This is a genomic window from Anaerosporobacter sp., assembly GCF_031551385.1.
Taxonomy (GTDB): domain Bacteria; phylum Bacillota; class Clostridia; order Lachnospirales; family Lachnospiraceae; genus Anaerosporobacter.
The window spans coordinates 1-16,601 of sequence record NZ_JAVBNS010000164.1; the positions used below are offsets into that span (position 1 = coordinate 1).

Consider the following 16,601-nt stretch of genomic DNA (forward strand, 5'->3'; position numbering starts at 1 on the left):
GCAGAAGGCGATTATTCACTTAAGATAAATAGTAATCAACAGGATGAACTTGGTGACCTTGCAAGAATATTCGATATTCTTTCAGAACGACTTGCGCAAAGTGAAGAGGAGAGAAAGAATCTCGAACAGATGCGTATGGATTTCTTTGCAAATGTATCGCATGAGCTTAGAACACCAATCACAGTTATTAGAGCCTATACAGAGATGCTTATCGATGGTATTGTGACAGATCCAGGAAAAATAGCTTCGAATTATGATAGAATGTTGACAGAATGCAAAGGCATGGAACGATTAGTGGGTGATTTGCTATTGCTATCCAAAATGCAAAATCCAGATTTTGCGGTCGAAAAAGAGCCAATTAACTTAATTCAGATTTTTGATGATATTGTAAGGAATGCAACTGCTATTTGTTTGAAGAAAAATATCACACTTAATATTAGAAAAGACAGCGAATCTGTTATGATGTTAGGTGATTATGATAGGTTAAGACAGATGTTTATGGTTATTTTTGATAACGCGGTTAAATTCTCAAAAGAAAACTCAACCATATACATAAAAATAGTTTGTATGGACACAATAAGAATATCAATTAAAGATGAAGGTGTTGGTATCTCAAAAGAGGAGTTACCATATATATTTGAAAAGTTCTATAAATCGAAGTTACGACAAAATGCAACTGGTTCAGGTCTTGGATTAGCAATTGCAAGACAAATCGCAGTGAAGCATAATGGAGAGATTGAAGTAGCAAGTGAGCTTGGAAAAGGGACAGAATTTATATTCACATTTGACTGTATAGAGAATCTGGAAGAGTTAGAAACAGACGACTGTTCATACTAACAAAAACAGCGAATAATATCAAATAAAGTTGTCTTACATCTTGAAAAATAGAGCTACTAGAGTTATAATAAATATAACAAATAAAGAACGAATAGAATACAAGTAACTATTCCTGAAATGTGCGACACTCTTGTTATTTTGAACCTACATTTACGTTTATGGGACACCAATATTTATTGAGAAGATGTCAAGCCATCATTTTGCAGTGGAAGGCAGGCGCTCAAGTGAGGTAACCCACCTAGCTCAAGCTAGGCGTCAAAATACAGGAAACGGCATTTTGGGTAATTACACAAATGATTAAGGCAGCGTAAGCTGCCTTTTTTAAAGCATAGATTATGTTGAAAGAAAATAAATGTAAAGGTGAACATGTAGCCCAAGACTTCTTTCAATCGTATGTACATGGGCAGTATTACAAGTGGACTTGTGATGATACATGGGTAGAGAATATGAAACATGGATTTGTAAAAGTAGCAGCAGCGACACCGATGGTAAGAGTGGCTGATACAACATATAATGCAGAGCAGATAATAGAATGTATGCATAAAGCGAAAGAAGAGAATGTTAGAGTTCTTGTATTTCCTGAATTATGCATTACAGGATATACATGTGGAGATCTGTTCTTACAGAATACGTTGCTAACATCAGCGAAAGAATCGTTAATTAAGATTGTACGAGCAACAAATGATTTGAATATGGTAGTGGTAGTTGGACTTCCAATGATGAAACTTGGTAATTTGTACAACGTAGCTGCTGTGATTTTTGAAGATAAATTATTAGGTATCGTACCGAAATATAATATTCCAAATTACTCGGAGTTCTATGAAGCAAGATACTTCGGTGTTGGAAATAAAAAGGTTGAATATATTGATATTCTTGAGGAAAAGAATGTTCCATTTGGAACAAATCTGTTATTCCGTTGTAGTAATATGCAAGACTTGGTTATTGCAGCTGAGATTTGTGAAGATGTATGGGTACCAATTCCACCTTCTTCCCATCACGCTTTAGCAGGTGCTACTATGATTGTAAATCCATCTGCAAGTAATGAAACAACAGGAAAAGATATCTATCGTCGTGATTTGGTAAGTTTTCAATCGGCATCAACGGTGAGTGCATATATCTATGCAAGTGCTGGTGAAGGGGAATCTACATCTGATGTTGTATTCTCTGGTCATAACATCATTGCGGAGAATGGAAGCGTATTAAAGGAAGCACCACGTTTTGTAAATGATATAACAATAGCAGAGGTAGATATACAGAAAATAATAAGTGAGAGAAGAAGAATATCTACATTCTATACAAGTAACGATGAAAACTATACATTTGTTGAGTTTACAATGACGGCTGGTAAAGAAGAGGAAAGGATAGAGACTCCTCTAACACGTAGATTTGATAGAACACCGTTTGTTCCGAATGATAAGAATCAAAGAGATAAACGTTGTGAAGAAATCTTAAATATTCAAGCACTTGGCTTGAAGAAACGCCTCACTCATATCGGTTGTAAGAATGCAGTCCTTGGAATATCTGGTGGGCTTGATTCTACACTTGCGTTACTAGTTATGGTAAAAGCATACGATATGATGGGACTAGATCGTAGTAATATCATATCCGTGACGATGCCTTGTTTCGGAACAACAGACCGTACCTATAACAATGCAGTAACATTGACGAAGAAACTAGATGCTACATTAAAAGAAATTCCGATAAAAGAGGCAGTACTTCTACATCTACGTGATATTGGGCATGATGTGAACATTCATGATATTACGTATGAGAATGCACAAGCAAGGGAACGTACACAGATATTGATGAACGTTGCAAATCAAGTGAATGGTATTGTAGTAGGAACAGGTGATATGTCAGAACTTGCACTTGGTTGGGCAACTTACAATGGCGATCATATGTCAATGTATGGGGTAAATGCTTCCGTACCTAAGACTCTTGTTCGCTATCTTGTTGCATACTATGCAGAGACGATAGAGGATAAGGAATTAGAAGCAATTTTACTTGATGTATTAGACACACCAGTAAGTCCAGAATTATTACCACCGAAAGATGGTCAGATTTCACAAAAGACAGAGGACCTTGTTGGACCATATGAATTACATGATTTCTTCTTGTATTATATTATGAGATTTGGATTTACTCCAAGTAAGATTTTTCGTATGGCTCGAATTGCATTTGAAGGAGAATATGAAGATGCGATTATATATAAATGGTTAAACACATTTTATCGTAGATTTTTCTCACAGCAATTTAAGAGAAACTGTTTGCCTGATGGGCCAAAAGTGGGTAGTGTTGCAGTTTCACCAAGAGGTGATTTACGTATGCCAAGTGATGCAAGCAGTACAATATGGATAAAGGAATTAGAGCAGATAGGAGAAAACTATGGAATCATATGATATTGAAGATTTTATTGAAGAAGTTAAGTTTCAAATGACAGAATACGATGTGCTTGAGGAGGAGATGATTCTCGATTGGGAAAAGAAAGCACGAAATTATATCATGAGACAAAGAAATAATAAAAATGTTATTGTTAAATCAAAAGAAGAAGCTTATATTAAGGTTTACGATGATGAATTAATGGCTCAAATTGCACTTGAGTATTATCGTGCATTCCGTGATAAGAAGTTGTTTGATTATTGGAGAACATTTAAATTATAGAATATAAGAAATATTAAAATGGCTTATTGTGTTTTATGTAAATCGATTTAGGGATATTGTAAACTAGTTTACAATATCCCTAAATCTTTTTATGTAGGTATTACAGGGGAATATGGGCTATTTCATTACTGCTCACATGAATATCCCGCGAGGTGTTTTTTGTGAGTGTAGCGAAGCGAAAGTCACAGAAAACCCGAGAATTGCAAGCGCGAAATTATGCAGTATGCATAATTTCTGTGCATCGCGGAGCGTGTTACTGGTCACGGAGTGAACAGTAACTATTTCTTTTCTGCTTTCTCTAATGTTGTTTTAACTGCATCAAGCAGAAGCGTTTGCGTATACTTGCTATTTTCTGATAATTTAATGGAATCAATATCGCCGGTTTTATATAGTTGAGAAGCGATATCATCAAGAGAAGGCTGGAGCAATGGATACATGGTTGTTACCGTTTCATTAAGATTCGTAATACTTACTGAATTAATACGGTTCTCATCGACAACAACTTCTATATTAAGTGAAGTCTCTCCTATCGTTAATTCAGATGTCCATACTCCTGCTGTATATTTTGCTGATTCCTTAACATCAGGTGCTTTCTTCTTATCTGGTAGAAACATAAAGATGAGAAGCAATATAAGAAGAATACCCAAGCCAGCAAATATTGCTGTGTAAATTATTTCTTTGAGTTGTATAATTACAATCTTAGTTTTTGACATCTTTTATCCTCCATAAGTTTCGTTATTATAGTATATTATTAAAAAGCGGTATTTATGATAAAAAATAAGAAGATTTCTGAAAGTAAGATTGAAAATATAGATTAAAATTACAGGGAGCGTTTTGGCGAAACAGTAATGGAATGAAATAGTAAGAATCCGTAGACTTGTGTATTATTTGATTTTGATGTACCATGGATTATAAATATGTTGAAATGAAAGTAATTAGATAGTGCGTTCCATATTTTGCGTGCATAATTGTAATTGAAAGAATATAATTCAGAATAGTGATAATATTTGATAAAACGTAGGGGGTTTGTATGTCGTTACAACTTATATTGGGAAGTTCAGGAGCGGGAAAGTCCCATCGTCTGTACGAAGAAATAATTAAAGATTCCATTAAAAATCCAGAGATAAATTATCTAGTTGTAGTGCCTGAACAGTTTACAATGCAGACACAACGAGATATGGTTGCAGCACATCCGAACCATGGAATTATGAATATTGATATTCTTAGTTTTATGCGACTAGCGTATCGTGTTTTTGATGAACTAGGTGGACAGAATAAGACCGTTCTTGAAGATACAGGTAAGAGCATGATTCTAAGAAAGGTAGTAGAGAATAATCGGGAAGAATTGAATATATTTCAAAGCAATGTTAGAAAGCAGGGCTTTATAAGTGAGTTAAAATCCATGCTTTCGGAGATTTATCAATATAGCATCTCTTCAGAACAATTAGAGAAGACAATTGAGCAAGTGGCAAAGCGTCCAATGCTTCAGAATAAATTACAGGACATTCTTACGATATACAAAGGCTTTAGTGAATATATTCAGGAAAAATATATCACGACAGAAGAGATTTTAGATGTACTGTATGAAAAGGTAGAAAATTCTAAATTTGTACGTGACAGTGTCATCTGCTTTGATGGCTTTACGGGATTTACGCCATCTCAGACAAAACTTCTAACAAAACTTATACGACTTTGTAAGAAGGTCTATGTAACAGTAACAATTGATGAAAGGGAACAAACTGTTCCGGATGCAGAGTATCAATTATTTCATCTGAGTAAGAAAACAATTGCATCATTAAAAGAGATTGCAGTGAATGAGCAAGTTTCAATTGATAAAGCAATATGGGTAAAGGGTGTTGGCGCGACAAAAACACCGTATCGTTTCCTTGAAAGTCCAGGTCTAGCCGCACTTGAGAAGAATCTATTTCGGTATCCACGCATTCCGTATAAGCAAGAAGTAGAGGACGTTAGTATTCATGTTGCAAATAATCCGATGCAGGAAGTTGCTTTTACTATTGTACAGATTAAGAGATTAATTCGAGAAGAAGGATATCGTTATAAAGATATTGCTGTTGTTAGTGGTGATATTGGTACGTATGGAAGAATTATAGAGAAGGATTATGAGCAGGAAGGAATTCCATTCTTTATTGATAACAAGAAAGGAATCCTTGCGAATCCAGCAGTTAGACTTATTAGAGAAGTGCTAGAAGTTATCCAACGAGATTTTAGTTATGAAGCAATGTTTCGCTATCTTCGCTGTGAAATGGTTGATATATCTAGGGAAGAAGTGGATAACTTAGAGAACTATGCGTTAGCGATGGGGATAAGAGGGTTCGGTTTGTGGAATAAGGAATGGGATCGTTCCTATAAATCAAGAAGCAAGATTGACTTTATTCGTCTGAATGAGGCAAGAAAGAAAGCGATTGTAGGTCTTGAGGAATTACGTGCAGTAGTTAAGAATAAAGAGTCAAATGTGAAGGAAATCAGCACGGCAATCTGTAAGTTCTTAATCGAAAAGCAAGTATCAGAAAAACTAGCAGACTATACAACTAGATTTGAAGATATGGGGAGATTAAGTCTAGCCAAAGAGTATAAGCAAGTTTATCGTATGATTCTTGATTTATTTGATAAGATGGTAGAACTTCTTGGAGATGAGATGATACCGATAGATGAATATAGCAAGTTATTGGATACTGGATTTGAGGAGATTAAAGTAGGTATTATTCCACCAAGTATTGACCAGATTGTAGTTGGTGATATTGAGAGAACAAGATTAAAGGACATCAAGGCTTTATTTTTCTTAGGAGTAAACGATGGATTAATCCCTAAGTCTTCCGATAGTGGGGGATTGATTTCAGATATGGAAAGGGAGATTCTGCTACAACATGAGGTAGAATTAGCACCAACGAAACGACAGAAAACATTTACGGAACAATTTTATCTATATCTGAATCTAACGAAACCGAATAAACATCTTTATGTAACATATAGTAAAGTCGGTATGGACGGTAAGGCAAAGAAAGTTTCCTATCTAATAAGTAAGTTAAAGCAACTCTTTCCTAATATGCCAGTCCAAGACTGCGATAATCAAAAAGACAATCTAGCCTATATATTAGCGACAAGACAAGGGATTTCCTATGTAATTGAACAGATTCGTTTATTCTGTGAGGGAGGTCATTCGCTAGAGAATGAGACAACATTCAAAGAACTCTATAGCTGGTATTGTGCAGATGAGGGAAGACGAAACGTGTTAGCTACAATACTTGAGGGTGCATTTTATGAAGCAGATGAGAATTCGTTACCAAAAGCGGTTGCACAAGTATTATACGGAAACGAATTATCAGGAAGTGTTACAAGGTTAGAGAAATATGCGGCTTGTGCGTTTGCACATTTTGTTAGTTACGGTCTTGGTTTATTAGAACGTCAAGAGTACCGTTTAGCAGTACCCGACATTGGAAATATATTTCACAAGGCAATTGATATCTTCTCAAATAAGGTGAAGAAAAGTGAATATGAATGGTATTCTATACCTGATGAAATAAGAGAACAATTCACTACGGAAGCTGTTGAAGAAGCGGCAGTGGATTATGGAAACCAAGTGATATTAAGTACAAAACGTAACGCATATATGCTAGAGCGTGTTATGCGTATTACGAAACGTACCATATGGGCGTTGTGCAACCAAGTAAGAAAAGGAAAATTCCAGCCAGAGGCATTTGAACTGCAGTTCTCTTTCTTAGATGATTTGAATACGGTAAATGTGGAATTGACAGAAGATGCAAGAATGCAATTACAGGGACGAATTGACCGTGTGGATATCTATGAAGAACCAGAGAAGAATCGTATTCTAGTGAAGGTGATTGATTATAAATCAGGGCATAGTGCTCTTGATATGGGACAAATCTTCTATGGACTGCAATTACAGTTAGCCGTTTATCTAAGTGCAAGTATGGAACTGCAACAGAAGAAGAATCCGGATTCTCAAATCGAGCCAGCAGGTGTGTTTTACTATAATATCGATGACCCGATTGTAGATAAGACAAGTGATGTGGAGACAGCAATACTGAAAGAACTTCGAATGAATGGTCTTGTTAATGGGGATATGCATGTGAGTAAATACTTAGATACTTCCTTCATGGATGCGGAAGGGGGAATCAATCCATCTATAAAATCAGATGTTGTGCCAATCGAGACGAACAAGGATGGTTATCCAACGAAACGCTCTGCGACAGCTTCAAGCAAGCAGTTCAAAGAGATGTCTGAGTATGTAAATCATAAGATTGTTGAAATCGGAAGAGAAATCTTAGAGGGACAGGCAGAGGTAAATCCATATAAATTAGGAGACCGTACTGCTTGTGATTATTGTGCTTTCCAAGGAATCTGTGGATTTGATGTAAAGTTGCCAGGAAATCGTTATCATCAATTGAAGAAATTAGAGAAGGAAGATGTATTTGCAGAGATGGAATGCATATTCGGAAAGGGGGAAGAATAGATGGCAGAAGTAACATGGACGAGTGACCAGCAGAAAGTAATTGATCTTAGAGAGCGAAATATCTTAGTTTCAGCTGCAGCAGGTTCTGGAAAAACAGCAGTACTTGTTGAGCGTATTATTAAGATGATTTCAGAAGGTGATAATCCTGTTGATGTGGATAAGCTATTAATCGTTACATTTACAAATGCGGCAGCGGCAGAGATGCGTGAGAGAATATTGCAGGCGATTGAGAAGAAACTTGACAGTATGCCTGATAACAAGCATCTTCAAAAGCAGATGATGCTGATTCATAGTGCACAGATTACAACGATTCATAGTTTCTGTTTAAATGTGATTCGAAACCATTTTAATGCAATTGACTTAGATCCCTCCTTTCGTATTGCAGACGAAGCTGAACTTACCCTTCTTCGTGCCGATGTAATGGAAGAGTTACTTGAGGACTGCTATGAGAAAGCAGAGGAAGGGTTCACTACATTTGTAGAATGTTATGCAAGTGGAAAATCAGATATTGCACTTGAGGATTTAATTCTACAGTTGTATCGTTTCTCCATGAGTTATCCGTGGCCTATGGAGTGGTTGGAACTACAGAAAATCTCTTTTGATTTGAAATCGGTGGATGATTTACAAGAAACGGATTGGATGAAGGGATTGCTGAATTATATTAAATCCATGACGAATGATTTGATGTGCCGTAATGAGCAAGCAATTGAGCTTGCATATGCTACAGGTGGTCCGTATATGTATGATGAGGCTTTACAAGAGGACAAGTTGTTAATTCGAGATTTGATAGGGGCGAAATCGTATCATGAATATGCGGACATTTTAGAAAATCTAAAGTGGAAAGCATTGTCTCGTAAGAAGGACGAGGCGGTAGAAGCTACGAAGCGAGAGCAAGTAAAAGCAATTCGTGATGAAGTGAAGAAAGCGGTTACAGATATTAAGAAGAATTATTTCTATCAGTCAGAAGAGGAAATGTTAGAAGATATACAGCATGTTGCACCTGTTATGAATGTATTGATTGATTTGGCAATCGAATTTGCAGAACGTTTTGCAAAAGCAAAGGAAGAAAAGAATCTGGTTGATTTCAATGACTTAGAGCATTTTGCGCTTCGGATTTTAGTTAAGAGAGAAGAGGGGAATGCAAGCCCATCAAATGTTGCCGATGATTTAAGTGAGTATTATGAAGAAATTCTAATTGATGAATACCAAGATAGTAACTTAGTACAGGAAACGATTTTGACAAGTATATCAAAAGAGAGAGTCGGGAGAAACAATCTGTTTATGGTTGGTGATGTAAAGCAGAGTATCTACAAATTCCGTCTTGCTAGACCTGAGTTATTTATGGAGAAGTTTCACACGTATTCATCAGAGGAGAGTACAAAGCAAAGAATTGACCTTCATGCGAATTTTAGAAGCAGGGCAGTTGTTCTTGCATGTACAAACTATATATTTGAGCAGATTATGACAACTGGGTTAGGAGATATTGCGTATGATGACGATGCGGCACTAAATCCAGGAGCAGTATTTGAGCCTTGCGAGGGTAAGGTTTCAACGACTACGGAAGTGCTACTTGTGACAGATGAAGAGTTTGATAAGAGAGAAGAACTTGAGCAGGAAATGGCTGGTAACCAAGAGGAAGAAGTAGAACTGACGAGGGAAAATCAAGCGGCAGATTCAAAAAAAGATTCAAGAAAAGAAAAAGCAGAGATTGATAAAGAGCAGGAAGAATATACAGTAAGAGAACTGGAAGCAAGGGCAATTGGTAACCGCATAAAGGAATTAATCCATCCAGAGACAGGGCTTAACGTGTGGAATAAAGAGAAGAAATGCTACGAGACAGCAAAGTATCGTGACATTGTTATTCTTCTAAGAACAATGAGTGGTTGGTCGCAGACATTTGCAGATACACTTATGTCGATGGGGATTCCAGCATTTTCGGATACGCAATCAGGATATTTCTCTACGATAGAGATTCGAACGATTCTAAACCTATTGCGTGTGATTGATAACCCAAGACAAGATATTCCGTTAACGGCGGTATTACATTCAAAGATGGTAGGATTAACAACGACAGACTTAGCGATTATTCGTGGAGCTAAGGCTGATTGTGATATGTATGATGCTACGAGGTATTATCTTGAGATGCATTGTGTGAAAGAAGAGCTAGTAAAAGAAGATTCGCAAGAAAAAGATTCCTCAAAAGAGAGCGTTGATAAAATAAATTCCATAGAAGAAACCTCTGAGATGGTAACAGAAGTTAGTGAAAATATCGTAAATAAACTTACATTATTTTTTCAGCGTTTAGAGAAGTATCGTGAATGTCTAGCTTATACATCAATTCATGAGTTAATCTGGTTAGTAATTCAAGATACTGGTTATTACGATTATGTATCAGCAATGCCAGCAGGTGACCGTCGTAAAGCCAATATTGACATGCTAATTGAACGAGCTGTACAGTATGAAGCAACGAGTTACCATGGTTTGTTTCAGTTTATCCGTTATATCGAGAAATTGCATAAGTATGATATTGACTTTGGAGAGGCAGTTACTGTCGGGGAGGGCGAGAATACAGTTCGTATTATGAGTATTCACAAAAGTAAAGGGCTTGAATTCCCGATTGTATTTGTCGCAGGAATGAATAAAGCATTCAATAATCAGGATGCAAGAAGCAAGCTAGTTCTTCATCCGGACTTAGGAATCGGGCCAGACTATGTAGACCCAACCCTTCGTATTAAATCACCAACACTGTTAAAGAAATTTATTCAGAAGAGAATCGTACTTGAGAATTTAGGAGAGGAACTTCGTGTTTTATACGTTGCTCTTACTCGTGCAAAAGAAAAACTAATCCTTACAGGATATGTTCCATCAGTAGGTGATAAATTAAACAAATGGTCTGACACGAAAGATCAGAAGAATCGAGCATTGCTGTTTCAAAAGTTAGCAGGAGCAGGAAACTATCTGGACTGGATTATGCCATCTCTTGTAAGACATAAAGATTGTACAGACTTACTACAGCAGTATGATATTCTACAGGGTGTGAATCTTGAACCGAATAATGAGCGTGATAAAGAGGCAAGTTTTGAGATAAAAATAATAGATGTTCTGCGAACTGTGGAGGAAGAAGTAACAAGACAGATTGTAAATATGGATAAAAAGCAAAGTTTATTACAATGGGATGCCAATCAAGTATATGAAGAAGAGACTAGAGAAGCGATTCGGGAACAACTAAACTATGAATATCCATTTGCAAATGAAGTAAAGTTACATGCTAAGATTACGGTATCAGAGCTGAAAAGACTAGGACAGATGATAGACGAAGAGGAAAGTTTGCAGTTGTATGAAGATGACAATGTAGTAAGATTTGTAGAGGACGATAAGTTGGAAACAAATGATACAATTGATACAAGACAAGATACAGGGGAACTATTAGAAGGACTACTAGAAGAACCAAAAGTCTTATCAGAAAAGCTAGAAGCTTTATTGAAAGAACTAGAAGTCTTACTAGAAAAATCAGAAGAGTTATTAAGTGAGAAGGAAGCAGAGAAGTTAGAAGAAATTGATAGCGAGCTACTTCCGAATTTTATGTTAGAATCACTACCTGTACAGGGAGCAAGAAGAGGTACAATATATCATAAAGTACTAGAATGCATACCGATTCTTGAGCAACCAACTGTTTTGAAAATTCAGGAGGCAATTGTAGGCTTGGTAGAGAAAGCTATTCTTTCTGAAGTAGAGGCAGCAGTAGTTAATCCTTATCAGATTGTTTCATTTATGAAATCAGATATTGCAAAGCGTATGAAACAAGCTGGTGAGCAAGGAAAAATTCATCGAGAACAACAATTTGTATTCTCAGTAAAAGCAAATGAGATACGTCCAGACTTAATGAGTGAAGAACCAATTCTTGTACAAGGTATTATTGACTGTTTCTTTGAGGAAGAGGAAGAGATTATTATAATCGATTATAAGACAGATTATGTACCGAAAGAAGATGGAGAAGAGATTCTTCGTTCCAGATATAAAGTACAGCTAGATTACTATCAAAAAGCGATTGAACAAATTACAGGTAAGAAGGTACGTCAAAGGATTCTATATTCTTTTACACTCGGAAAAGAAGTTGAAGTGTAATGAATCTGATCTCTGCATAATTTATTCATCTGTGTCAATACTCTAGAAAAATATATGTATTAAAACATTTTGAATAGACATATAAAGGAGTAGAGAGTATGACAAAGAAGAAAGAAAAACCAATTGATTTGAATAACATAAAACCAGAAGAGCAATTAAAGTATGAAATTGCAGAAGAATTAGGTTTGCTTCCAAAAGTGTTAGAGACAGGTTGGAAATCCTTATCGGCGAAGGAATCTGGGAGAATTGGTGGAATTATAACAAGAAAGAAAAGGCAGATGAAGGAAGAGGCACTGAAAGAGGAAGAGAATATGAGTTAGTGGAGTGATTTACTTACAGTTTGTAAGCAAATCGTATACTTTTATAGTACTATTAATTGTTGTAACAAGTGTTAAGTCAGAAGTTGTAGAGATAAAGGATAAGAAAGAATATTTTTTATTGAGTATTCTTTCTTTTTTATTGTAAATAATTTTAAATCATTATAACATTAGTTTAGGATATCCAAAATGAAATAAAGTCAGTCTGGCACATAGCCAAAAATAATGTAGGTAGGTTGATAATATGAATAAAGATGAATTACACAATATTATTTCAAATAGTCAAAGCAATATATGCCAGATTGTTGTATATAAAGATAGTGAAAAAGTATATAGTGATGAGTGGAATGATTACAAAGTAGATGACTGTACTCATGTTATGTCAGCAACAAAGAGTGTTGTTTCCCTATTAATTGGTATAGCATTAGATCAAGGTTTAATTAAAAGTTTGGATGACAAGGTACTGGATTATTTTCCTGATTACACAGTTAAAAGAGGAGAAAGAACAATATATGATATCACTATTAAACATTTACTTACAATGAGAGCTCCCTATAAATGTAAAGGAGATCCCTGGTCTAAAGTATGTTCAAGTGATGACTGGACTAAAACATCATTAGATCTTTTAGGAGGAAGAAAAGGAATCACAAACGATTTTAATTATCAAACAGTATGCCTGCATATATTAACTGGTATACTACATAAGGTAAGTAATATGACAACTGTTGATTATGCAAACAAGTATTTATTTGAGCCAATAGGTGTTAAAAAACATACTAATTATTATGCAGAAACGGCTGGAGATCATAAACATTTTACAATGTGCAAAGATCCAAAAGAAAATGTATGGTTTTGTGATCCAACGCAAATAGGAACGCCAGGATATGGATTGTGCCTTAGTGCTACAGATATGGCGAAAATAGGCTTGTTATGCTTAAACAAAGGGAAATATAAGGATAAACAAATAGTTTCATCTAATTGGATAGATGAAATGACCCAACCTGTTTTAGTAGAAAGCGATAAATTTAGAAACATGATGTATGGGTATCTATGGTGGATTATTGACAAAGAGAAAAAGATATATGCCGCTATTGGTAATAGTGGAAATGTAATTTATGTTGATTCAACAAATAATATTGTAGTTGCGATTGCTTCTTATTTCAAACCAACAGTATTTGATAGAGTAGACTTTATAGAGACAGTAATTAAACCATTCATATTAGAGAAGCTTTAGACAAATTAGAATTTCAATTTACATTACTCGTAATGGCGAGGGAGATGGTGTATATATGAATATTGATGCTTTCGAAAAGAGAGAGCAGATATTGTACGTAGTGGTAATTTATAATTTTTATTGAAAAAGAGCCCTTGCTGAGCTATACTAAAACCATTAAGATTACAATAAATCGATTAAAAATTGTAATCTTAAATGTAAAAAGGTAATATAAAGGTGGGGGAAAATTAAAGATGAAGAATTTTAAAGCTACAAAGAGAAGGCTTCTTAGCCTAGTGCTATTAATGGCGCTTTTGTTGACAAGCTGTGGAACAAATCCAAAGTCAGAAACGATGGAGGAGAGTTCGTCTAAAAGTAATGAGATAAATGCTGCAGAAGGTACAGATATTTATTATAGCATAGATGAGATTTCGCTTCCAAACCCAGATAAATCAATTCAGGATTTATTAGGGGGAGAAAAATTTGCAGCATGTGACCCAGTATTTAGTGGAGACTATATTTATCGAGCGGTTAATGTTTTTAATAAAGAAGGAAATATATACGAATCATATCTTCAGGTTCTAAAGCTTTCAGATATGGAATGGAAAAATATTTCGGGCTCAGAGATATATGAGATAGGTGGAAAGAAATATCATATAGGTGGTGAACCTTTTGTTTCGGAGAATGGAGAGGTTTATTGTTATGCATATGAATCGGAACAACCAGAAAATGATTATCTGTGCAAAATGGTAGAAGGCAGTATAGACAAAATAGCGTGTCTGATTCCAAAAGAAGTAATGGACAATAGGAATCAAAGTGGCGGTGAATTACTTTGCGATGCAAGTGGGAATTTTTACATGTGCTTTAACTTCACAGGAGAAAATAAAAACATTATTTTCTTAGATGGATTACTTCAAATTCGAAAAACAGTGAAGGAGCCAGGTGAAGTAAGAGGTATCGTGCAAAAAGATACAAGTTCAGATACATATTGGTATGGTATAGATGAGGATAGATTAGCCATTATAGGAAATGTAGCAAATGATGAAATCCTTTTAAAAGGATTTGCAGGAGTTGCTTCTGGAGGATTTCTACTAGAATATTCTTCTTCAGGTAAGCTTCTTGCAGCTGATAACAGGACTATATGGGAAATAAGTGAGGAGCCAGAGCTTATATATGATTTCTTGCAAAATGATTACTTGATAAATACTTTATATGGAATGGAACGAAGTGAAAATGGAGAAATCCAATTCTTAGTAAAACTCGATGGTGAGTATACAGTATTGAAGCTAAAGGAAAGTAACACTCCAAAAGCCACAGAAAAACAAGAAATTGTTATGGCCTTTGCCATGGAGCAGAGAGCTTTAAATAGATGGGTTACAAAATTTAATAGACAAAGCGATAAATATCACATATCAGTTATGCTACCTGAAGAGGATGAAGATTGGGCAACTTTCCGAGATAAAATACAGCTAGAAATGAGTGTGGGCAAGGGACCTGATATATTAGGACATGACGTAATTCTAAACATAAATCCATATGTGGAAAATGATTATCTAGAATGCTTGGATGGATTGCTTGAAGATGAGACACAATATCTACAAGCGGCATTAGAAGGATGTAAAATTGATGGAAAGCTTTATGGAATCCCTTATGACTGTTCTTTGAATTTTGCAGCGTATTCGGAGGAGTTTACGAAAGGTGTTACCTCTTGGACATTGCCAGAGATGATGAAGGCTGTAAAAGCTTCAAAGGCAAAGTTCTTGCAAAAAGGTTGTAGAAGCACAGACATTGTGCTGAAATGGGCACTTTATGATAATTCAAATACAACGTATATTGATTGGAACAAGGGCGAAAGCCATTTGACAGAAAAACCATTCTTAGAGCTTTTAGAATTTGCAAAGAAGTATGGCTTTGGGTATACTGGCAAGTTTGAAGAAGAGGAAGGTGACTACATTCAAACGGGAGAAGCATGCATGGTGGAAGTTCCTATGGACCAGTTATATTGGATGAATGCCTTGGAAGCTTGCTTTGAAGGAAAGGAAACTGTAATTGGATATCCTAGGGCGGAAGGTAATGGAATATATGTAAGTAGTAGAGAACTCTATATAAGTGCTAATTCCAGCTGCAAGGAAGGTGCAAAGGAGTTTTTAAAGTACCTTTTGTCTGAAGAGGTACAAAGCAAATATATAGAATATGATCAAATTAAGGAAATGCAGGAGTCGGGCATAACCATGTTATTGGGGCACCGCGCGGATTTACCTGTTCATAAGAAAGCCTTTGTTGCTCTTATGGATAAGGCAGCAAATATAGAAAAGGGATATCGCACAATCTTTGGTATAACCTATGATGAAACTCCTTATACCGAGGAACAAATAGAAAAGTTTTACTTCTTACTTGAAAATGCACAGCCGAATAACTACAAAGTTGCAAGTCTTTCTAGCATGATAAGTGAAGAACTAGAGCCTTATTTTGCAGGGGATAAGTCGGCAGAAGATGTGGCGAAAATTCTGGATAATAGGGTACAGCTATATTTGAATGAGAGGAAGAAATGATTCTATAAAATTATGATAACAACCATAAGCGGTAATTAGCCTGGGACAGGTTCATCCCTTAATGAACAAGAAACCCCAAAGAGCGGTAACTCTTTGGGGTTTCGATTTGCCCACATTGGACAATTCCTATCATTTGCCTACTCATACTATATCATATAAAGTAGACCTTTTTAAGTCTAGAAAATCCCACCTTGACACTGCTTCCTAATAATGATACCATATGACTTATAAATGGTATATTTTTCAACTAAATATTACCATAAATAATAAGCTAAGAAATGGAGGAATGTTGCGATGAAAAAATTGAATGTTAAAGAGGTAGCAATTAACTAATTCTATATTGGGCATTTTAAGATGCATTCTTATCGTGCCATATCCCGTTCATATCAATAGCTTAACTAAAG

9 protein-coding genes and 1 other RNA gene are annotated in these 16,601 nt (G+C 35.7%); 9 read left to right on the top strand and 1 reads right to left on the bottom strand.

Annotated elements, in window-relative coordinates; all coding sequences use genetic code 11:
• From RMR19_RS13425 to RMR19_RS13440, 4 genes are all read left to right on the top strand, one after another.
• Positions 1 to 837 (top strand): sensor histidine kinase (locus RMR19_RS13425; protein WP_310604004.1); only part of this gene is annotated, 837 nt, incomplete at its 5' end.
• A gap of 106 nt (positions 838 to 943) precedes the next feature.
• Positions 944 to 1,125: non-coding RNA, 6S RNA (gene ssrS, locus RMR19_RS13430), on the top strand.
• A gap of 158 nt (positions 1,126 to 1,283) precedes the next feature.
• The gene (locus tag RMR19_RS13435; protein ID WP_310604012.1) at positions 1,284 to 3,236 is read left to right on the top strand and encodes an NAD(+) synthase; all 1,953 of its coding nucleotides are present in this window, start codon (positions 1,284 to 1,286) and stop codon (positions 3,234 to 3,236) included.
• Complete coding sequence (locus RMR19_RS13440) at positions 3,223 to 3,498, top strand: hypothetical protein (RefSeq protein WP_310604005.1); 276 nt, start codon at positions 3,223 to 3,225, stop codon at positions 3,496 to 3,498. The genes RMR19_RS13435 and RMR19_RS13440 overlap by 14 nt, the downstream gene beginning before the upstream one ends.
• A gap of 278 nt (positions 3,499 to 3,776) precedes the next feature.
• Here RMR19_RS13440 and RMR19_RS13445 read toward each other — a convergent pair whose 3' ends face one another.
• On the bottom strand, positions 3,777 to 4,211 hold the full coding sequence (locus RMR19_RS13445; protein WP_310604006.1) for a hypothetical protein: 435 nt from the start codon (positions 4,209 to 4,211) through the stop codon (positions 3,777 to 3,779).
• 317 nt (positions 4,212 to 4,528) lie between these two features.
• Between RMR19_RS13445 and addB the strand changes: the two genes are divergently transcribed.
• The 5 genes from addB to RMR19_RS13475 all read left to right on the top strand — a co-directional run bounded on the left by addB (position 4,529) and on the right by RMR19_RS13475 (position 16,197).
• Positions 4,529 to 7,990 (top strand): helicase-exonuclease AddAB subunit AddB, encoded by a 3,462-nt coding sequence (gene addB, locus RMR19_RS13450; RefSeq protein ID WP_310604007.1) that lies wholly within the window; start codon positions 4,529 to 4,531, stop codon positions 7,988 to 7,990.
• A complete protein-coding gene (locus RMR19_RS13455; RefSeq protein WP_310604008.1) occupies positions 7,991 to 12,115 on the top strand; it encodes a UvrD-helicase domain-containing protein in 4,125 nt (1,374 codons plus the stop codon).
• A gap of 98 nt (positions 12,116 to 12,213) precedes the next feature.
• Positions 12,214 to 12,435, top strand: coding sequence for a small, acid-soluble spore protein, alpha/beta type (locus RMR19_RS13460; RefSeq protein WP_310604009.1), 222 nt, complete (start codon positions 12,214 to 12,216; stop codon positions 12,433 to 12,435).
• A gap of 241 nt (positions 12,436 to 12,676) precedes the next feature.
• Entirely contained in the window at positions 12,677 to 13,666 is a 990-nt protein-coding gene (locus tag RMR19_RS13465) for a serine hydrolase domain-containing protein (RefSeq protein ID WP_310604010.1), read from the top strand.
• A 233-nt stretch (positions 13,667 to 13,899) separates the two neighbouring features.
• Entirely contained in the window at positions 13,900 to 16,197 is a 2,298-nt protein-coding gene (locus RMR19_RS13475; protein WP_310604011.1) for an ABC transporter substrate-binding protein, read from the top strand.
• Positions 16,198 to 16,601 lie beyond the last annotated feature (404 nt).